Annotated in this window: 20 protein-coding genes; all 20 read right to left on the bottom strand. The window is 48.0% G+C overall.

The genetic code is table 11. The features are described 5' to 3' along the window. A complete protein-coding gene (locus ACFORK_RS03600; RefSeq protein ID WP_379195666.1) occupies nucleotides 1–444 on the bottom strand; it encodes a hypothetical protein in 444 nt (147 codons plus the stop codon). A 184-nt stretch (nucleotides 445–628) separates the two neighbouring features. Beyond that, the gene (locus tag ACFORK_RS03595) at nucleotides 629–2,323 is read right to left on the bottom strand and encodes an oleate hydratase (RefSeq protein ID WP_379195664.1); all 1,695 of its coding nucleotides are present in this window, start codon (nucleotides 2,321–2,323) and stop codon (nucleotides 629–631) included. A gap of 210 nt (nucleotides 2,324–2,533) precedes the next feature. Next, nucleotides 2,534–3,838 carry an extracellular solute-binding protein gene (locus ACFORK_RS03590; protein ID WP_379195662.1) on the bottom strand — a complete coding sequence of 435 codons (1,305 nt, stop codon included), beginning with the start codon at nucleotides 3,836–3,838 and terminating at the stop codon, nucleotides 2,534–2,536. A 36-nt stretch (nucleotides 3,839–3,874) separates the two neighbouring features. Further along, the gene (locus ACFORK_RS03585) at nucleotides 3,875–4,696 is read right to left on the bottom strand and encodes a carbohydrate ABC transporter permease (RefSeq protein WP_379195660.1); all 822 of its coding nucleotides are present in this window, start codon (nucleotides 4,694–4,696) and stop codon (nucleotides 3,875–3,877) included. A gap of 17 nt (nucleotides 4,697–4,713) precedes the next feature. Continuing rightward, nucleotides 4,714–5,592 (bottom strand): carbohydrate ABC transporter permease, encoded by an 879-nt coding sequence (locus tag ACFORK_RS03580; RefSeq protein WP_379195658.1) that lies wholly within the window; start codon nucleotides 5,590–5,592, stop codon nucleotides 4,714–4,716. Next, a complete protein-coding gene (locus ACFORK_RS03575) occupies nucleotides 5,589–6,653 on the bottom strand; it encodes an ABC transporter ATP-binding protein (protein ID WP_379195656.1) in 1,065 nt (354 codons plus the stop codon). The genes ACFORK_RS03580 and ACFORK_RS03575 overlap by 4 nt, the downstream gene beginning before the upstream one ends. A 50-nt stretch (nucleotides 6,654–6,703) precedes the next feature. Then, the gene (locus ACFORK_RS03570; protein ID WP_379195654.1) at nucleotides 6,704–7,453 is read right to left on the bottom strand and encodes a glycerophosphodiester phosphodiesterase; all 750 of its coding nucleotides are present in this window, start codon (nucleotides 7,451–7,453) and stop codon (nucleotides 6,704–6,706) included. Beyond that, on the bottom strand, nucleotides 7,450–8,316 hold the full coding sequence (locus tag ACFORK_RS03565) for a glycerophosphodiester phosphodiesterase family protein (RefSeq protein ID WP_379195652.1): 867 nt from the start codon (nucleotides 8,314–8,316) through the stop codon (nucleotides 7,450–7,452). Before ACFORK_RS03565 ends, ACFORK_RS03570 begins: the two co-directional genes overlap by 4 nt. Before the next feature lie 285 nt (nucleotides 8,317–8,601). Next, nucleotides 8,602–9,165, bottom strand: coding sequence for a TetR/AcrR family transcriptional regulator C-terminal domain-containing protein (locus ACFORK_RS03560; RefSeq protein WP_379195650.1), 564 nt, complete (start codon nucleotides 9,163–9,165; stop codon nucleotides 8,602–8,604). 575 nt (nucleotides 9,166–9,740) lie between these two features. Beyond that, on the bottom strand, nucleotides 9,741–10,496 hold the full coding sequence (sigF, locus tag ACFORK_RS03555) for an RNA polymerase sporulation sigma factor SigF (protein ID WP_379195649.1): 756 nt from the start codon (nucleotides 10,494–10,496) through the stop codon (nucleotides 9,741–9,743). 11 nt (nucleotides 10,497–10,507) lie between these two features. After that, nucleotides 10,508–10,963: an anti-sigma F factor gene (gene spoIIAB, locus ACFORK_RS03550; RefSeq protein ID WP_379195647.1), complete on the bottom strand. Its 456-nt coding sequence runs from the start codon at nucleotides 10,961–10,963 to the stop codon at nucleotides 10,508–10,510. Beyond that, the gene (gene spoIIAA / locus ACFORK_RS03545; protein ID WP_066363552.1) at nucleotides 10,960–11,313 is read right to left on the bottom strand and encodes an anti-sigma F factor antagonist; all 354 of its coding nucleotides are present in this window, start codon (nucleotides 11,311–11,313) and stop codon (nucleotides 10,960–10,962) included. Before spoIIAA ends, spoIIAB begins: the two co-directional genes overlap by 4 nt. Nucleotides 11,314–11,493: 180 nt before the next feature. Continuing rightward, a complete protein-coding gene (locus tag ACFORK_RS03540; RefSeq protein ID WP_379195645.1) occupies nucleotides 11,494–12,726 on the bottom strand; it encodes a D-alanyl-D-alanine carboxypeptidase family protein in 1,233 nt (410 codons plus the stop codon). A gap of 174 nt (nucleotides 12,727–12,900) precedes the next feature. Then, nucleotides 12,901–13,827, bottom strand: a complete 927-nt coding sequence (locus ACFORK_RS03535) for a class I SAM-dependent methyltransferase (protein WP_379195776.1) — start codon at nucleotides 13,825–13,827, stop codon at nucleotides 12,901–12,903. A 359-nt stretch (nucleotides 13,828–14,186) separates the two neighbouring features. Beyond that, entirely contained in the window at nucleotides 14,187–15,233 is a 1,047-nt protein-coding gene (locus ACFORK_RS03530) for an acyltransferase family protein (RefSeq protein ID WP_379195643.1), read from the bottom strand. A 232-nt stretch (nucleotides 15,234–15,465) separates the two neighbouring features. After that, nucleotides 15,466–16,797, bottom strand: a complete 1,332-nt coding sequence (locus ACFORK_RS03525; RefSeq protein ID WP_379195641.1) for a pyrimidine-nucleoside phosphorylase — start codon at nucleotides 16,795–16,797, stop codon at nucleotides 15,466–15,468. A gap of 59 nt (nucleotides 16,798–16,856) precedes the next feature. Next, the gene (locus tag ACFORK_RS03520; protein WP_379195639.1) at nucleotides 16,857–17,681 is read right to left on the bottom strand and encodes a purine-nucleoside phosphorylase; all 825 of its coding nucleotides are present in this window, start codon (nucleotides 17,679–17,681) and stop codon (nucleotides 16,857–16,859) included. Nucleotides 17,682–17,728: 47 nt separating this feature from the next. Beyond that, nucleotides 17,729–18,907, bottom strand: a complete 1,179-nt coding sequence (gene deoB, locus ACFORK_RS03515) for a phosphopentomutase (RefSeq protein WP_379195637.1) — start codon at nucleotides 18,905–18,907, stop codon at nucleotides 17,729–17,731. Nucleotides 18,908–19,070: 163 nt separating this feature from the next. After that, a complete protein-coding gene (gene xerD, locus ACFORK_RS03510; RefSeq protein ID WP_379195635.1) occupies nucleotides 19,071–19,994 on the bottom strand; it encodes a site-specific tyrosine recombinase XerD in 924 nt (307 codons plus the stop codon). Between the two features lie 165 nt (nucleotides 19,995–20,159). Beyond that, entirely contained in the window at nucleotides 20,160–20,393 is a 234-nt protein-coding gene (locus ACFORK_RS03505) for a DUF4227 family protein (RefSeq protein WP_379195633.1), read from the bottom strand. Nucleotides 20,394–20,516 lie beyond the last annotated feature (123 nt).

Genomic DNA, 20,516 nt, shown 5'->3' with positions numbered 1-20,516 from the left:
TCAACGTTTCTCTTCTTTGTCGGGTTGCATCAACCAAAGCATAAATATTAAGAACAATTGTGTTGTTAGATAGAAAAATGGAAACGAGATAAGTAAGTCTATTAGAGTATAGGGTGGCTTTATACTTAAATAGTTCAGATCGATCAAACCAGCTACATTAGATTTTTGCCCATGAAGTCCTTTTAAATAATTTAAATACTTTAGACTAGGGGAAACACTAAAAACAAACCAAAGAATATTAGGTACGAATTTCCCCGCTTTTAATGACATCTTACAGCTTATGTATGTGAGAATTGTTAGAATCGAATAGACTAGAAAACATAGTCCTGCTTCCCCTCCGCCCCATTTTTCTAATCCGGCATACAAAAAAGAGATCGTGAGAACGTGTATAACAACCACAAAGAGAACTTCTATTATTGATATAATCTTTACTTTTCCTTTCAAACACTCCTCCCCCTTGTACTTAATCTGAAAATATAGAATTGGAAAAATATCACATAAATGAAAAATTACCCTTTAAGTATAATTATCGGATAATTCAGATCAACTATTGATTCCGACACGAAAAAAAGACAGCCCTTCTATAAAGAAGAACTGTCTCTTACGCCTTCTACACGCCTTTCAGATCCTACAACAACTTCCCAATCACAGTTCCACTCAAAATCTGCCCCAGCGTCTTATCCAGCGGCAACGGCTTGTTGCCGAGACAGGTGCGGACTGCGGTCAGCAGCACACGAACGTCGTACTTACTTGGGTGTACTGGAATCACTTCTTTTTCAAGCTTCAACAGCCCGTATACGGCCATCATGGCGGTGCGGACGGAGTATTCGACGGTGAAGACGCAGTCGTCCGGCACTTCGGCGAACTGGCCAAGGAAAGCTAAGTTCGTGCTGCCCTGCGGGATAACCTGCGGACGGTCGCCCATGACGCGTGGCATGAACTGTGAAGTGATGTATGGCATCATGCACGGAATGACGTTGGTCGTGTGGGCGAGAATTTCTGGAATGCGATCCTTCAGGCCCATATGGTAGCAAAGTTCCTCGAACAGCTCGCGTCCGGTACAGTCGGACATTTTCTTCTTGATATAGTCACCCTCTGCATCCGGGAACAGACCATATGCCCACAATACTTTGACGTTCTCAGGCTGGTTGATAAAGTGCGGTTGGGTTGGTGCGGTCCAGGACATGAGCCAGCTGGAATCCTTGATTGTGACTACGCCACCCATGCCCGGTTTGTCGCCAGTCCATTCCAGCAGGTGCGGGAACACGATGTCATCATCGGTTAGGGTGATGGTGAAGGACAACCATTTCGTTTTGTCGATATCGCCGCAGAAGACTTCAGGATGGCCGAAATCCGGAGACTTGGCGGCCAGCTTCTCCCATAGACTCCAGCAGCCCCGTTCGGACACGGAACGGTTCAGGATCGCCGGATGATTGAAATCGCCTAAGGTTGAATTTTCAGTCATAGAACCGTTAGTGACCAGCACTAAATCGCTATCTGATACCTTGATCACCTTCGGTGCGCCGCCTGCCAGTACATGAATTCCCGTTACCGTCTTCTCCCCATTCGAAAGATCGAGGTCGAAATCCACCACCTGATGGCCTTTATCGAAGTTGACGCCCTTCCCTTCCAGCCATTTGATCAACGGCAGAATCAGCGAATCGTATTGGTTGTATTCCGTATGCAAAATCCCTTTGAGCTGGTTCATACCACTAATGAGGTGCATAAAACGTTCCATATATCGCTTCACTTCAACTACGCTGTGCCAGTTCTCAAAGGCAAACATCGAACGCCAGAAGTACCAGAAATTCGTCTCCAAAAAGCTCGGGTCAAAGAACTCTTCAATCGTAGTCGCTCCCAGCCGCTCCTCGGTCAGCATGGTCAGCTTGCCAAGCTGCAACGAATCGGCAGTTGAAAGGCCCAGTGTGGAGAAATCGGCTTTCTGTCCAGCCTTCTCCACCAGACGGCAATGCGACTCTACAGGCTCAGCCAGGTTGAATTCACGGAATTCGTCCAGCACACTGCGGTCGGGATTTGTGAGGGATGGAATAAAGCCATACAGCTCCATAAAACATTCAAAATGCTCTTCAATTTCTCTACCTCCGCGCGCGCTGTAGCCATCCTTGGCGTTGCCTGCACCGTCCATAGAGCCGCCGTACACTGTCGATTCCTCTAAAATGTGAATGTTCTTGCCGGGCATATGCCCGTCGCGGATCAGGAAAGCCGCCGCCGATAGCGAGCCAATCCCTCCACCGACCAAGTAGGCTTTTCGTGAAGCAATACCTTCCGGCATTACAGGGTGAATCCGTTGATAAGTTCCCATGTTCATCTTCCTTCCGGGTTGAAGTAGTAAGGTTACTCATGAGCTGCCCTCACTATAACTCCATCCCGAAAAGAAGCCTATGGACAGCTTCCGCCATCTGTACAGAGATTGCACAATCACTCGCTTTTGTGTTCATTATGAAGAGTCTATGGCATACAAAAGCACCTCACTCCCGATTACGTTTCGGGAAATGAGGCGCCTCTAAGCTGTCTATCTGTTCAGGATAGCATCTACATCTTTCGCCAGTGCATCCAAGCTTTGCTGAACATCTTTATTATCTGTAAGAATGTCACCTAAACGGGACACAACCAGTGTCTCAACTTCATGATAAGCCCCGGTTGTTGGTCTCATTTTACTAAACTTCAGCTGATCTACTGCGACCTTATAGCCTGGAGATTCAGCCATAGTCTTTTTCATAAGATCCGTGTCCAGTGAGGAGAGCCGGGTTGGCAGATATCCTGTGCTTGCAGAAGCGAATGCCGCTTGGTCAGTGTCAGACAACCACTCCATGAATTCAAAGGTTGCTGCTTTCTCGATTTCCGTACCTGTGTTGGCCATGTAGACATTGGAACCGCCGACAGGTACGCCACGGGTACCCCCTTTGCCTTCAGGGATCATAGAAACTCCGAGGTCAAAATTGCCTTTTGCCGCCATCCCCAAAAAGATCTTGTAACCACCAATACTGGAGAAGGTCAGTAGTGTATCCGGACTTGACACAGCACCGATAAAGTCGTTCATCTGTGTAGCATTCAATACTTTGATCAAACCCTTGGATACGGCATCTCGCAGGAAAGTAATCAGTTCGACAGCACCCTTGCTGTTGATATTCGTAGCAGTTTCCTCGGCATTGAGCATGGACGTATCAGAGTACGAGAATAGCAGTGCCTCCAGAACCCAGAGGTCATTATTATACAGGTACATCGGTGTTTTCCCTGTCTCTTTGTAAGCGGCTTGCAAGTAAGACTCTAGCTCGTCAAATGTACCCGGTCCATTTTCATTCAAACCTACTTTTTTAGCCAAAGTCTTGTTCACATACATCACGGGCAAGCTTCTCATATGCGGAAAAGCATACATATCCTTGTCTACATAGAGATTCCCGAGATCACCAATCTTGAAGTCGTCATTCTTGAAATCGTTCACCTTCATAAAAGGTTCCAGATCCACAATTGTATTGCTGTCTGCAAAACCTTTGGTCTGGGATACTTCACCAATGAAAGCATTCGGAAGCGTTTGTGCTACCGCTGCTGCGTTAACTTTTTGCTGCATCTCTGAGTAATCGCCCTGATACTCCGCATTCACGTGAATATTCAGCTCAGCACCCTTGGTCTTATTGAACTGCTCCACCAGATCTTTATTAACCTGCTCCATGGCCGACGTCCAAAAATTAATCTCGACTACCTTATCACTTTTGGTGTACTTTTCTGCCCCTTGATTAGCATCTGCTTGTCCACACCCACTAAGAATGACAGTTGTTCCTACGACTGCTGTTAAAACTACTGCAAGTTTCTTCTTCATGTTAGTCATAACATCCTCCAGGTCATGTTGTTAGATTTACTTCACACCACTGTAAGTGAATGCTTTGATAATGTGTTTTCTCGCGAACATAAAGATGATCAGAATAGGAAGAATCAGCATCATATTACCTGCCATTACGATATTCGGATTCATCCCTTCTGCATCCTGAAGCTTCTTAACCCCGAGCGGCAAAGTACGTACTGTGTCAGTAGTTGTCCATACCAACGGGAAGAAGTAGCTATTCCATGTCCCGATAAACGTAAGCAGCGCCAGTGTAGATAGCGTTGGAATCGCCATTGGTAGCATAATCGTGCGGATGATTTTCCACTCACTGGAATTATCCAGCCGTGCAGCCTCCAGAATAGAATCGGGAACCTGCATAAAAGTCTGCCGGAGCATGAATATTGCCATTCCGCTCGCGATAAAAGGTACAATTAGTGACACATAGGTATTCAATAGTCCCACATTTGCAAACATCACGAACACAGGAAGGAAAATGAGCTGTCCGGGAACCATCATCGTCGCAAGTACGAGACCGAACAGTACCGACTTTCCTTTGAATTCATATCTGGCAAACGCATACGCGGCCGGTACAACAACCAGCATCTGTCCAACAAGCGTACCCAGAGTGATAATGATAGAGTTCTTCGTATAATGAAGAAAATTGATTCGGGTAAACGCATCTTTGAAGTTGCCCCATTGCAGCTTATCCACCCAGAACTTCGGAGGAATAGCAACCACCTCATCCAGTGTCTTGAATGCGGTCAGAAGCATCCAATAGAACGGAGCCAAAAAGATGATAATCAATAACACAGACAGCAGCAGTCTAACAGTTACTTTAGGGAGTCTCAGCCACATCTGTTTCTTTCTCCCCCTTATCTGTAATGCACACGGTTATTCAATACTTTAAAGTATAGGATCGTGATGAGTCCGACGATCAGCATCAGTACGACAGCCATAGCTGAAGCATATCCTACCCGGTAATACTCAAAGCCTTGCTTGTAAATGCTGTAGATCAAGGTATTGGTTGAATTGGACGGCCCACCATTCGTCATGACACTGATCGTCTCAAAGGCCTGAAACGAGCCAATAATGTTCATCAGAATTAAGAAGAACAACGTAGGCGAGATCATTTTCAGCGTAATTTGAAAAAATACCGAACGCCGGCTGGCATTATCCAAAGCTGCAGCTTCGTATAAATATGGAGGAATGGACCCCAGTGCTGAGAGAATGATCAGGACATTGAAGCCGAGCGATTTCCACACCGAGACCAATACGACAGAGAACAGAGCCACGCGCTTGTCTGTCAACCAGCCAACAGCATCCGCTCCAAACAGAGAAAGGATATAGTTGAACAATCCCTTGTCCGTATTCATGAGCCACATCCAGATCAACGATACCGATACCAGTGAAATAATATTGGGGGTAAAGCTGATGGTCTGAATAAAGCGGTTAATGAACGTATTTTTCTGCAAAAATAGCGCCAGCAATAAACCTAGTATGAGAACCATACTTACTTCCATCACCATGTACCCAATAGTGTTCATTAACGTATGGGCAAAGTCACTGCTGGTGAACAGCTCTTTGTAATTCTTCAAGCCAATAAATTTCATTGGCCCGCGCATATTCCAGGAAAAGAAGCTCAAATACATATTGTAGCCAATCGGATAAATGTAGAATGTCACCAGAATCAGGACGGCTGGAGCGATCATCACATAAGGGAGGATTCGCAGCGTGTTATTGTCTTGCTTCATACTCTGTTCGCTCCGTAGATTCTCTGTTCGTTCCCGTCAAAGAAGACTAAACTGGATTCTTCCACATACACCGTTACAGGTTCTAAAGGACGCTCCTGACTGTCAAAGCATTTGATGGCAATACTAGAGTTACTACCCAGCTCTGCTTTGTATATGATTTCAGAGCCCAAGATTTCGCGTGTAGTCAGCATGCCGTCGAAAGAAATAAATTGCGAGTTGCCCCCTGCTTTTTCATCCGCTAAAGTGAACTTCACCTTCTCTGGTCTAAACCCTACATACTTGGCTCCCGCAGGTGCAAGAGCCTGCAGTTTGCGATCATCACATTGCTCCAGTTCAAGAACGTTCATAGCAGGCGTACCGATAAATTTACTGGTGAAAATATTGTGCGGATCATGATAAATGCCCCGAGGCGTATCCTCCTGCATCACTTTGCCGCCATTCATTAACACAATTTTGGTGCCCATACTCATGGCTTCAACCTGATCATGCGTAACATATACGAAGGTTGCGCCCAGTCTTTGATGCAGTTCGATCAATTCGGAGCGCATCTGCTGCCTGAGTTTGGCATCCAGATTGGAGAGCGGCTCGTCCATCAGGAAGATCGCCGGTTTTTTAACCATCGCTCTGGCGAGTGCCAGGCGCTGTCTCTCCCCACCAGAGAGAAATTCCGGTCTCTTATGCAGATGCTTGGTTAAGCCAACCGTATTGGCAATATCCGTAATCAGCTGCATCCGCTCATCTTTAGGCACCTTGTTATTCTTCAAACCATACTCAATGTTCTGTTCTACCGTCATTGTCGGATAAAGGGCATAATTCTGGAAAACCATCGCCAGATTTCGTTTGCCCGGTTCCACACCGTTCATGTTCTTGCCACCAATGATGATCGAGCCTCCGGTATTATTCTCCAGACCGGCAATCATGCGCAGGGTTGTGGATTTCCCGCAGCCGGAGGGACCCACCAGAACCGTAAAGCTGCCGCTTTCGATATTCAGGTTGAGGTTCTCAATGATGGACTTGTCCCCGTATTTCTTCTCCACACGTTCCATTACAATACTGCTCATTTCCCATACCTCCGCCTAGCTGTCGATAATTGTGAGGGCCGATATAATAGTTAAGCTAGCCCAGATGGTTTAACCAGATTGGCGCAGATATCAGGATAATCTGTGATAATCGCGTCTACACCTGCATCGATCATTTGTTTCATGACCGAGACCTGATTGACAGTCCAGGCATTGACTTGAATACCGGCCTGATGGGCCTGCTCCACCACATCAGAGTCCACACAGATAAACAATGGATGAAGCGCATCAGCATGAACGGTCTTGGCATATTGCTCTCCTCTATGCAATTTGGAAAAATGCAGTAGAGCTGTTTTGATCTCCGGGCAAGCTTGCTTAAGCTCAAACATGGATTTGTGATTGAATGAGGAGAAGATCACCTGATCTACCAGATCATAGGTTTTCACCAATTCAGCCGCTGCCACGTTCAGGCCATCATACTTTTGCGATTGGAGCATAATATCCTTGACCTCGATATTCAGGTACAGATCATGTTCCTTGACCAGCTCCAGCACCTGCCGCAATGTTGGAATCTCTGCAGTAGCATACTTATCTTCAAAACGAGCGTTATAGTTATACTGCTTCAACTCCGCCAGTGTAAAATCGGTAACGTTCCCCTTGCCGTTCGAAGTTCTGTCGATGGTATCATCATGGATCACCACGATTTCCCCGTCTTTCGTAATATGAATATCTATTTCAAAGCCGTCCGCTCCCTGCTCTATGGCCAGCTTGAAAGCCTCCATCGTGTTCTCCGGAGCATACGCGCTGGCTCCCCGGTGTGCCAATACTTTGAGACTGCTCATGATTCCTGGCCCTCCTGTACTTCGTTCTTAGCCATCCTGTCATATAAGCTTTCTAAAAAAGAATAGGATTTCACTTCGCCATAACCGGCTCTAAAATTCACTTCATCAAGCCCGTCACGGGTGGCCTTATCCAGACCTCTAAGATCTGAGCAGATATCTGGGCAATCCGTAATGACAACATCCACCTCTGCATCGAGCATGGATTTAATAAAGGGAACATCGTTTACAGTCCAGGCATGCACCTTCACGCCGGCCTCGTGCGCCGCATGAACTTTTTCACGGCTGATACTTATAAAAAAGCCATGGAGTGCATTAGCGTCTACGGCTTTGGCGTAGGCTTCTTCGTGATGCAATTCCTCAAGATACAGAAGTCCGGTGCTGATATCCGGAAAATCTTGTTTCAGCCGGGCCATCGAGCTATGATCAAAGGACGAGAAACTAACTTGCTTCATCAAGCCATGCTCCGCAACCAATCTTGCAGCTTCCAAATGGATATCGGAACGATCAGCATTCGAAAAGATGAAATTCTCCTCAATGTTCAGCGCAAGATTATTCTCTTTAACAAATTGCAGGACCTCTACAAAAGTAGGAATCTCAGCTCTGGTATACTCCTGCTCAAACCTAGCATTGAAGTTGAATGCCTTCAGCTCTGCAAGGGTATAATTGGCAACTTCGCCAGTACCATTGGAGGTTCTGTCGATGGTATCATCATGGATAACCACAATTTCCCCGTCCTTCGTACGATGAATGCTGATATCCAGTCCATCGGCCTGCTGCTTGACAGCAAGCTTGAAGGCTTCCATTGTATTTTCCGGAGCATAAGCGCTTGCTCCCCGGTGTGCCCATATTTTTAGCTGCTCCATAACCAACTTCCTTTTTCATTTTATTGTTGAGCTGAGTTCCAGAGACTACGTGTACGAGTGTCTTGTTTGTTGTACTACCTTTATAGATTAGAGAATATTTATTCTCGTGATTTAAAAGAAACATTAAATATATCCGCAATTTTAAACATCAAATTTGTCCATATTTTCATATGAATGCGGATTCTTTCATCAAATCGTGGGATAATACAGAATTATTGTCTTAATTTCGGAAAAAAGACCGGTCTTTCATTTTACATTGGATTGATCATTCACTCCACATGTAAGCTATTTCTTCTGATACTGAGCTAGGCTTCTTTCTACACAACCACCCATAATTCTACTGACTTTATGCACAATTACGTCCGGATCGGTGTTGGCTCCAGCCTTCAACCATTGGATCACTTGTTCCAAAATAGCGAGCGTATAGAAGTCCGCTATCTCTTCCCTAGCTTGTGCGCTTGTCGTGTGCTCCCTCGCCAGCTCTTCAACGACTTTAATAGCTACGCCATAGATTACATCATACAGAAACTTCTCCAGATGCTCGCGGCCTAGTGAATGAAACGTATTGAGGCAGATCGTCTTATTCTTCTCGGTATAGTGCAGTACGCTACGGAAGCCCTGCTGCCAGCCGGCATAATTGCGGTATTGGTCCAGGCCCTCGATAATTTCCGTCTGATACACCCAGCCAAGCAGCTCATAAATATCGCGAAAATGATTATAAAAGGTATGCCGGGTCAGTCCGCAATCGTCGGTTATCTGACCGATTGTAATTTTATGAAGAGGTCTCGTCAGCATCAGTTTTTTCAACGAACGGGCCAGGGCGTTTTTCGTAATTTGCGAATAAGACATATGGTACCTCCTTGGAATGGGGTGAGTTGGTGTTTTAAAAATGTGCGTCATCGTACATGGGCGTGATCGCTGCGGGGCGAAGGGTGCTTACGATCGCTGTTAAAGTCCGATTTCAGTAATTGAATATTGCTAATGTGGAAATCGGACTTTAAAGGCGAACGCTTCGCTTCTTCAGCATCCCTTCGCCCCTCCGCTATGCGGCTTTTGTGCGTAAATCAACGTTTTTAAAACCTTAAAGATGGACGCTTCGATTCTACAACATCTCTTTGTTCCTCCGCTGTGCGGCTTATGCCCATAGGCCAATATTGTTCCATAGATACAGAAGCATAGAATTCACATGAAAATGAAGTGCTTGGTCTTACGTCAGAGAGGGCCTCTCTTGCGCAATAGTTGAAATATTCAGTATGAAAAAACAGCATTCAGTCTACCTTAGTTTAAGGATCTATACATAATTCTATATAAATGTGAAAAAAGGAACAAATAACTCATATAAAAAGGCGACCCCCGAAAATGCAGAAGTCACCTTGTTATATGAATCCTTTTATTGTCATACTCCTACTTCATCCATTTATAGCTCACTGGGCAATCTGCTCCCTGATATTCGCCAGGATCTTCTTCTCCAGTCTCGACACCTGAACCTGAGAGATGCCAAGCCGGCTGGCGACTTCGGACTGCGTCTGATCTCGGTAGTACCGCAGATAGACGATCAGCCGCTCCCGCTCGCTCAAGGCTCCGATGGCCTCGCTGAGCGCCAGTTTATCGAACCAGCGCTCCTGGGTGTCGTCGGCGATCTGATCAATCAGCGTAATAGGATCACCGTCATTCTCGAACACGGTCTCGTGAATCGAGGTTGGCGGCTTGTTGGCCTCCTGGGCAAACACGATTTCTTCCGGTGTTACGCCTAGTGCTTCGGCCACCTCGCCGATGGTCGGCAAGCGGTCCAGCGTCTTGGACATCTCATCCTTCATCTTACGCACCTTGTTGGCCATCTCCTTAAGGGAGCGACTAACCTTCAGGGTGCCGTCGTCGCGTAAGAAGCGCTGAATCTCACCGATAATCATCGGTACGGCATAGGTTGAGAATTTGACATCATAGCTGAGATCGAATTTGTCAACGGACTTCAGGAGTCCGATACAACCGATCTGGAACAAATCGTCAGGCTCATATCCGCGGTTCATGAACCGCTGCACCACCGACCAGACCAGGCGGATATTGCAGCTTACGAGCGTGTCACGGGCCAGGTTATCCCCGGCCTGACTAAGCGCGATAAGACGTTTGACCTCCGCATCGTCCAAGTAGGTCGGCGGAGCTTTTTTAGCTTCAGCATCCATGGCTCCAACCCCTAATTGTATAAAGCTTTTTTCGAGACGATGGTTTTCTTCATTGTGATGGAGGTACCGCGCCCCGGTTCACTGGTTACTTCAAACTCATCCATGAAATTCTCCATAATCGTAAAGCCCATTCCCGACCGCTCCAGCTCCGGCTTGGAGGTATATAGCGGCTGCTGTGCCAGCTCCAGATCCTCGATCCCCCGTCCCTTGTCCTCAATGGTCAAGCGTACGGTCTCGTTATCAATGGATGCCGAGATGCTGACAACACCGCTGGGGTCACTGTCGTACCCGTGGATAATGCAATTGGTGACGGCCTCCGACACGACGGTCTTCAGGTCATTCAGCTCATCCATCGTTGGATCAAGCCGGGAGACAAAAGCCGCCACAACCACACGTGCGAACGACTCATTCTCCGAGAGCGCAGCGAACTGCACCTGCATGAAGTTACCGGCTTGGCTATTAGTCATAACGCAACCTCCAAATCCGAGAGTGCAGCGCTCTCGTCGTCATATAAGGGCATAATCTTGAACAGGCCCGACATTTCAAGCAGACGCTGTACGGGTGCTGTCGCGTCGCACACCGCCATTTTGCCGCCTTTTGCGCGGATCAGCTTGTACCTTCCCAGAATAACACCAAGGCCGGAGCTATCCATGAACTGCAAATGTTTGAGACTCAGCACCAGATGCTCGACCTGGCCCCGCATGATCGCTTCATCCATATCCATCCGTACATAATCGGCGGCGTGATGGTCCAGCTCCCCTGACAAACGGACAATCAGCACTCCCCGGTGATGCTCCATTTCCACATGAGAATTCATGCTTGCCACTCTCCTCTTCGTTGCTTTGAAAAACTGCCCATGAACAGGAATCACTTGCTCACTCTTCACAGGACAAGGTTTTCTACGCGGCAAATCAGGAATCCTGCCTCCCGACAAAACTAGAAGAAAACCCCTATGAATCTACAGAATGCATAGGGGGCATCTACAAAATGTACGGAATTAATCCGCGTTGAACAGCGACCCTGCCGTCCGCTTGAACAGCTTCCACCAGCCTGCCTTCGCCACTGCCTGATCAGCCTTCAGCTCATATTCCTTAATTACGCTGGTGCCCTGGTATACGACCAGCTTACCGACAGTCTGTCCTTCGGCAACAGGCGCTTTAATGCTCTCCGGAAGCACCAATTCGTGCCGGATGCCCTCCTGAGTGACGCCTTTCTTCAGCAGAACGCTGTAGGCATCCTTGGCTGTAATCGGCAGCGTCTTCTTCTCGCCCTTCTCAATGTTAAGCGTGGCAATGGTATCACCGGTCTTGTGGATCGTATGCAGTTTATACTGCGAGAACAGGTAGTCGAACATGCCAGAAACCTCGCTGTTGCGGGTCTTCGTATTCGGCTCGCCCAGCACAACGGCCACGGCGCGCAGCCCATCTCTTGCAGCTGTTGCGGATAGGCAGAACTTAGCTTCCGAGGTATAGCCGGTCTTCAGACCGTCTGCTCCAGTGTAAAAACGGACCAGCTTGTTCGTGTTCACCAGCCAGAACGGCTTGCTCGAATCCTTGCGTAGGTAATCCTGATAAGAGCCGGTATATTTGATAATCCGCTCATGCTTCAGCAGCTCCCGGCTCATCACGGCGATATCATGGGCTGAGGAATAATGATTGGTCGCTGGAAGACCATTGCAGTTAGCGAAATGGGTATCCTTCAGCCCCAGCTCCTCCACCCGCTTATTCATCATATCGACAAAAGCACTCTCCGAGCCGGCCAGCTTCTCCGCCATCGCCACCGAAGCATCATTGCCGGAGGCCATAGCGATGCCTTTCAGCATCTCATCTACTGTCATTTCTTCACCCGGCTCCAGAAAAATCTGCGAGCCGCCCATCGACGCAGCATATTCACTGGTCCGCACTTTGTCATCAAGCTTAAGCCTTCCATCATCCAGCGCCTCTACCGTCAGTAACATCGTCATAATCTTGGTGATGCTGGCCGGCGGCAGCTTGTCATGGCTGTTCTTCTCATAGATCACTGTACCGGTGCCCGCATCCATCAGGATGGCGGAACGTGCCCCTGGCGCCAGGTCAACAGCGGCAGGCGTGCTGCTCTTCGCCTTGCCTTTTTCCTCCGCAAAAACACCTGAGGCCGGACCCAGGGCCGCGGTACTGATACAGAATGCTAGTAGCAGAGCTGCATAACGTTGTTTTCTCACAATAGTCCCCTCCTGAACGTTAACCCTCATTTCACAGGTACTGTGTTCCAGTTTCGTCAGAAAGGGACATTAATATTCCATTTTGCAGGGAAAAATCAGAATTATTTTCTGGCAGAATCCATCTCATAATGCGGATTTCAATCCGAATAGGTGCGATAACTAGCGACTTGGAAGTAATGTTTAATAGGCTTTAGGCTTAGAAAACTATTTTTTTACAGCATGAATATAATGTATTGTCTCGAATGCAGACAAATAATCCGTCCTATTCTTAAATAGGAGTTTGTTCATCATTTCAGGTGATAGATGCTCTTTAATTTGTAATCCTGACTTTTCCAACATGCTTGTAATTTCATCATATGTAAATCCTGATTTCATCGGTTCCCCGCTTGCTTCAGCAAATTTCACCAGGTTTTCCACCCGATTCGACATTCCCTTTTCTTCAAAAAGTTTTTCAGTTGCATAATCAAACACAATAGAACTACCTGATGGGACATTTGCAAAAAAATGTTGCAGCAAGGAAGCGTTTTCTTCTTTTGATAAATAATATGTGACACCCAACAGGCTAAAGAACGTTTTCTCGTTTTCAAATCCTTCCTTTACCAAGCTCTGATGAGAAAACTCAGTAGTAAAGTCCATTGCTACAAAATAAAGATTATCAGGGATGTCGAATTTAGCAGCTGTTAGCTTTCTTTTCTTTAACACTTGTGTATCCGGATGATCAATTTCAAAGATCTTTAAACTGCTTTGTAATTCCGGAAACCGGAGTGCGAAAGTATCCAGGCCAGCGCCTAATATGACATATTGCTTTAGGCCAGACTTCACTTCATTAAGTAATATTTTTTCACAATAGGCAGAGCGCGCTAGAGGTACTGAAGATACCTGAACTTGTGTAATCCATTTTAAAATTTTATCTGGTTCATCTTTAAACCTTTCTCCGATATCTTTATTAAAAAATTGTATACCGTCAATCAAATTTTTACTGATAGCTGAAAATTCCTCTTTGGAAAGCAACTTATTTACAATAAAATCATCTACCACTTTCGGTGAATCATACCTACTATGATACGCCTTACCAAAAGCTGATATTAAGGAAGTTAAACTAGCCCCATTTTGTTCTGAATCTGTTTCCACAGAAGTGTCTAATTCTTCTGGTATGTCGCTTTCACTATTGTATGTTCGGTCAAATGCTGAATCTAAAGCTGTTACGTTCGACTCAATTGGTTTCAATACGTTTTCCTCCCCAAATAATAATATAATTTTCCACGACTTAGAGTCAGTCCTATTCAACACAATATAATTGAATCATCAACAATAGCTGTCCGCACCGGGAATTGAAAATGTTACCACCTGCTCAAAGCAGGTGGTAACTCAAGTCTTTTTTTGACATTATTCTCTATCTGATTATGACTCAAATAGGTTTGCATACAGTCTCTAGTTATACCTAAACCATGTACAACTAGTTATCGATGATTAGATGCTCACTTATGGATTTATGAAATGGATTCGGTGCTAACGGCATTCTGGGCCGCTCCACGCTCATTGTAGCTTACAGCTGGACGGCTTTTGCCACTATGGCCGAGATAGAGTCTCGACAGAACTGGAAACCGGATGATCACCATAGCGAGTAACAGCGGAATCACCACACCCACCAGCGTGAACGCTACCAGTCCATAATCCGTCCCCAGTAGATACTTCAGGGCATAATTGATCGGCAAATGCAGGTACATGATCGCAATCGTATTACGTCCCAGATCTCCCAGCCATTTCAGCGGTAACAGCTTCGACAGCCAGAACACCAAGGCGCAGATCGTCAACGAGATGACTAGCGGAATGACCAGATCCAGCAGCAGCGCATCATATTGCTTGTATTTCATATTTAGGCTGTAGCTGATTATCCCGGCATGATCCAAATAGAACGCAGTCGCGCTTAGCAGCAATATGAACGGAACTATGAACCAGCGACCAATAATAGCCGGAATCGCCTTCTTCCCATAGTACCCAAGGGCATAATAAGTAATCGCCAGCAAGGACACATCGATGTTCCAAGGGAGATTATAGTTCTTCAGGGAAGTCATAGAAATCACATGAGCCAGCAGGTAACACGAGACGATCAGGATGAATTGGGTCGCGCCGCGGAAACGGGTAATGTACCCGAAGATCAGTTGGGTGAACAACAAGCAGGTAATGAACCAGAACACACCGTAGGGACCCGTCAGCGACAAGCCTCCATAAAGTAGCCTAGCGATATTTTCGGCAAACCCTTTTAAATTAAGTGTAGACAAGAGCAGAATAATCGTAATGAGTAATCCGTAGGCAATATAGGGCGTCATCAGCCCCTTAGTCCGTTTCACTGCCCACTCGATGTAGCGTGCCGGGTCCACTGGCTTGAATACCATACCGCTCAGCAAGAAGAACAACGGCATCCGAAACCAGGACAAATACTGATTGGCGAAGGCATCACCCGAATGTCCCATCACCACAAAAATAATACTTAGGCCTTTAGCCGCGTCAATCCACAGCTCGCGCCTTTTCTCCATGCGTACTCCAACTCCTCCCATATGTGTTCTCTTTTGTGAAGATAGTATAGGGGAGAGAGATGGTCATTTCAATTTTAAAATGATTATTTCCTGCAACTTTCATGCTGGGGACCTAGAGGAAACGCCCTTATTCCATTAAAAATGGGCCATCCGTTGACCGGATGACCCATAGTTTAAGCCTAAAAAAAGCTATCGTTCATTTTCCCTATTGGCATAGGTACAACAGTACCTTTTAATACCGCGTGACACCGTCTTTGGTGACTAAGGCATAGACAAGCGGCGGTGGTACCACCGGGCTGGAAGAGATCCGGTAAGCTTCAATAACCTTGCTCTCGGCTTCAGCCACCTTGTCTTCTGCAGCATCATTGACATGAAGCACTGCAAGCGTCTCGCCAGCCGCTACAGCATCGCCAACCTTCTTGGTCAGGTAAATGCCGACCGCAAGATCGATTATCGATTCCTTCGTCTCACGTCCAGCGCCCAGCAGCATAGCAGCGATACCAATTTCCTCAGCCTGAATGCCGTCGACATACCCTGACGCAGGTGCCTTGACTTCAATCAGGCGTTTCGCTGCCGGGAGCTTGTCCGGAGATTCGATCTGCGTCACATCTCCGCTTTGTGCAGCTACCATCTGCTTGAACTTCTCCAGCGCGGAACCGTCCGCGATGTGAGACTTCAAAATAGCCCTTGCCTCAGCTTCGTCGCGCGCCTTGCCACCTAGCACCAGCATATGGCTGCCCAGGATCAGGCTGACTTCTTCCAGGTCCTTCGGACCTTGGCCCTTGAGGGTCTCGATGCCTTCCTTAATCTCCAGCGCATTGCCGATGCCGAAGCCGAGCGGCTGGTCCATGTCGCTGATCACCGCGACCGTGTTGCGGCCCAGATGCGTGCCGATGTCAACCATGGCCTGCGCCAGCGCAATGGAATCGTCCAGCGTCTTCATGAAGGCGCCGCTGCCGGTCTTGACATCGAGCACGATGGCATCGGCTCCAGCAGCGATCTTCTTGCTCATAACGGAGCTCGCGATAAGCGGAATGGACTCTACCGTAGCGGTAACGTCACGGAGCGCGTACAGCTTCTTGTCAGCAGGCGTAATATTGCCCGACTGACCGATAACAGCGGCGCCGATTTCGCCAACCTGAGCGAAAAAGCGCTCGCGATCCATCTCCACAGAGAAGCCGGAGATAGACTCCAGCTTGTCGATGGTACCGCCGGTATGACCGAGGCCGCGCCCCGACATCTTGGCGACAGGTACACCTGCAGCCGCAACAAGCGGTGCCAGAACGACGGTCGTCTTGTCGCCAACTCCGCCAGTGGAGTGCTTATCTACCTTAACGCCTGCGATCGGGCTAAGGTCTACCTGATCGCCAGACTTGGCCATCTCCAGCGTCAAGTCCCCGGTCTCCCGGGCATTCATCCCTTGGAAGTAAACCGCCATTGCCCAAGCCGAAATCTGATAATCCGGGATATCGCCACGGCTGTAGCCTTGAATCAGAAATGCAATCTCTTCGCTGCTAAGCTCGCCGCCGTCTCTTTTCTTCTGAATAATGTCTACTGCTCTCATCCTGTAACCTCCACTTGGAATGCGGGATAGATAATAAAGTCCACAGCTGTAGCCTGTGACTACATGTTTGGAATAAAGCCCAATACCAGCTTCAAGAAGCTTTCGCGCACACGCTCAGCTGTCTCCATAACTTCTCCATGATCAAGTGGCTGATCGAGAATGCCGGCCGCCATGTTGGTGATACAGGAAATACCCAGCACTTCCATACCTGCATGACGGGCAACAATTGTCTCCGATACGGTGGACATGCCTACAGCATCAGCACCAAGTATGCGCAACATTCTAACTTCAGCAGGTGTCTCGTAGCATGGACCCAGCAGTCCGGCATATACGCCTTCCTTGAACTCGAAATTCTGTGCTGCTGCCGCTTCTTTCGCTACCTTGATGAGACGCGGGCTGTATGCGGTCGACATATCCGGGAAGCGTCCGCCTAGCGCCGGATCGTTCGGGCCGATCAGTGGGTTGCGTCCGGTGAGGTTCAGGTGGTCGGTAAGCAGCATCAAATCGCCTGGCTCAAATTCTGTATTCACTCCGCCCGCAGCATTGGTTACCAGCAAGCTGGTTACACCAAGCTCCTTCATCACACGTACCGGGAAAGCTGTCGTTTCTGGTCCATACCCTTCATACATGTGGAAGCGACCCTTCATCATTACCACACGGCGGCCTTCGATCGTACCGATCAGCAGTTCTCCCTCATGTCCTTCTACTGTGGACACCGGAAAGTGTGGAATTTCATTATATGGGATCGAGATTCCGTCTTGAATCAGGTCGGCTAGTACGCCAAGACCCGAACCAAGAATCAAACCGATCTCTGGTGCTACCGTGCTTTTTTCTTTAATGTAAATTGCGGCTTCTTGAATCTGATTTTGGCTAACTACGTTCATTGTCATTTCCCCCTTGAAGTTGGTAAAGCAGTTGTAATCCTTGGTTTCTATTGTAATTCTGCCAGGAAGCTTGTCCCGTACTGCGGCGCCTTAGCCCCGAAATTATCGGCAATGGTAGCCGCAACATCGGAGAAAGTATGGCGGATGCCCAGACTGTCCGGAGCTGTCAGCGCTGGACTGTAAATAAGCAGCGGCACATATTCGCGGGTATGGTCCGTTCCGGCATGAATCGGATCATTACCGTGGTCTGCCGAAATAATCAGCAGGTCTTCCTCACCCAGTGTAGCGATAATATCTGGCAGTGCTTTGTCGAACACTTCCAGCGCTCGCCCGTAACCTTCCGGGTCCCGGCGGTGTCCATACAGGGAGTCGAAATCCACGAGGTTAGTGAACAGCAATCCATTGAATGGCTTGCGCAGCTCATCGATAGTAACCTCAATTCCATGCTCATTGCTCTTCGTCGGATAAGAAGCGGTAACCCCTTCTCCTGTAAAAATATCGTTGATCTTGCCCACAGCAATGACATCCTTGCCGATATCGGCGAGTGCGTTCATCACGGTCGGCTCCGGTGGTTTCACCGCATAATCGTGGCGGTTTGGCGTACGGACGAAATGTCCCGGCTCGCCCACATATGGGCGGGCAATGACGCGACCTACCGAGAACTCGGGAGCCATGGTCAGCTCGCGGGCGATTTTGCAAGCCTCATACAGTTCCTCAAGCGGAATAATATCCTCATGTGCGGCAAGTTGGAACACGCTGTCTGCCGAGGTATAAACAATCCAGGCCCCCGTCTTCATCTGCTCTTCCCCGTACTCCACCAGGATATCAGTGCCGGAGGCAGGCTTGTTACCAATTACCTTACGACCGGTTGCCTTCTCGAATTTCTCGATCAGCTCTGCCGGAAAACCATCCGGGTACACATTGAAAGGAACTTCAATCTTGAGCCCCATGAGCTCCCAATGGCCGGTCATGGTGTCCTTGCCTACCGATACCTCTTGCATTTTACCGTAATATCCAGTCGGTGCCTCTACTGGTGCTAACGGCGGTAGAGGAGCAATATTAGCCAGACCGAGTTTTTGCAGATTAGGCAATTGTAAGCCCGGCACCCGCTCCAGAATATGTCCAAGTGTATGGGAACCGGCATCCCCGAAACCTGCTGCATCCGGTGCCTCACCAATCCCTACACTGTCTAGAACTATAAAGCCAATCCGTTTAAATGAAGACATGACCGTCTCACTCCTTCGTTATGTGACTGATTTGATGGTTGTACCCAACAGGAAGAAACGGTTGTACCGCCACTATAAGGACTGTATCCGTTCTTCGTGAAAAGAGGACCGCCGGCTGTTCCCGTGAGGCCTATCTTTTCAGTATGATTCCATCATACCCATATTACTCATAAAAAGCATCCTTAGCCTCATGCCCCAATGCTCTGGGATGATGCTGCTCATAGACTTCCTTCATATTCTTGCGGGCAATACCGCTATAGATCTGGGTCGTCGAAATATCCGCATGTCCCAGCATCTGCTGTACGGAGCGCAGATCTGCACCGCCTTCCAACAGATGGGCTGCGAAGGAATGACGCAGGGTATGCGGCGTTATGTCCTGCTCAATATGGGCTTCACGCGCATATTTCTTGATAACCTTCCAGAAGCCCTGCCTTGTCAAGCGTCCCCCCAGACTGTTCAGAAATAATGCCGGCTCCTCCTGATGATGTCGCAGCAGCTTGTCCCGCATATCGGCAGTATACGCTGCTACCGCCTCTGCAGCAATTACGCCAATGGGGACCACTCGCTCCTTGCCAGAGGTTCCTGTGCAACGGGCATATTTCATCCCGGTATGCACATCGCCGACATCCAGTGAGATTAGTTCCGACACGCGAATCCCTGTGGCATAGAGCAGCTCTAGCATCGCTTTGTCGCGCATCCCCTGAGGAGTGCTTTGATCGGGTGCTGCCAGCAGCTTCTCAATCTCCGCAACCGTCAGTACCATCGGCGGCTTCTTGTCCGGCTTGATGGATTCCATCTCCAGGGTTGGGTCCTGAAACATCAATTGTTCCTTCATTAAGTAATGAAAAAAAGCGCGGAGCGACACTGTATTCCGGTTCACCGTCGAGGCAGCCTTGCCTGCCGCACCCAGTGAGCCGAGATACAGCATAACTAACGGCTTCCTGATATCATCTGGTGATGCTGCGCCCCGCCCTTCCGCAAAATCCAGAAATTGCGACACATCCCGCCCGTAAGATTCCAGCGTATTCGCTGACAATCCTTTATCCCTGGACAAATAAAGCATAAAGGGCTGCAAGTGTGACCTCATCTCATTCACGCTCCTGTCTAACGCAGCTACTCTTGTGACGGCCTGCCTTCCGTGGCATGACTTTCAAATGATGCTGCCAAAAAGGACTCGGCCAAATTATGCCCAAGCTCACCTTAGCTTCATTCGACATAGTTCAACCTTTTTCCTGCTTCTATCTGTATACCCTCATTCACCATACCAGTAATAGTAGCGCAGACGCTCTCCCGCTTTCATTCCTTCACTGCCATAGTGGGCATCATGAAAAGCCCGGACCGCGGTGCCTTCCGGGATGTCTTGTTGTTTGATCGGGTTGATCCACTCGCCGATGAAGCTCATGACATGATAAAGCAAGTAGCTTAGCAGCACAAACATAAGCAGAAAATACATCCGCCGCACCGTTTTGGGCAAAGAAACGATCATCAATATTCCCCCTCCACGTTATTGACAAGGATCAGGCCTCCTCTGATCATTCAAATAGGCCCGTCCTTCAACTTATGCGATGGAATGGAACGTTATGTATCTTCCCCCTGATTCAAGAAAACC

The sequence above is a fragment of the Paenibacillus sp. GCM10012306 genome, from assembly GCF_042649265.1.
Lineage (GTDB): Bacteria > Bacillota > Bacilli > Paenibacillales > Paenibacillaceae > Paenibacillus_AQ.
This window is presented reverse-complemented; position numbering and strand designations above follow the sequence as displayed.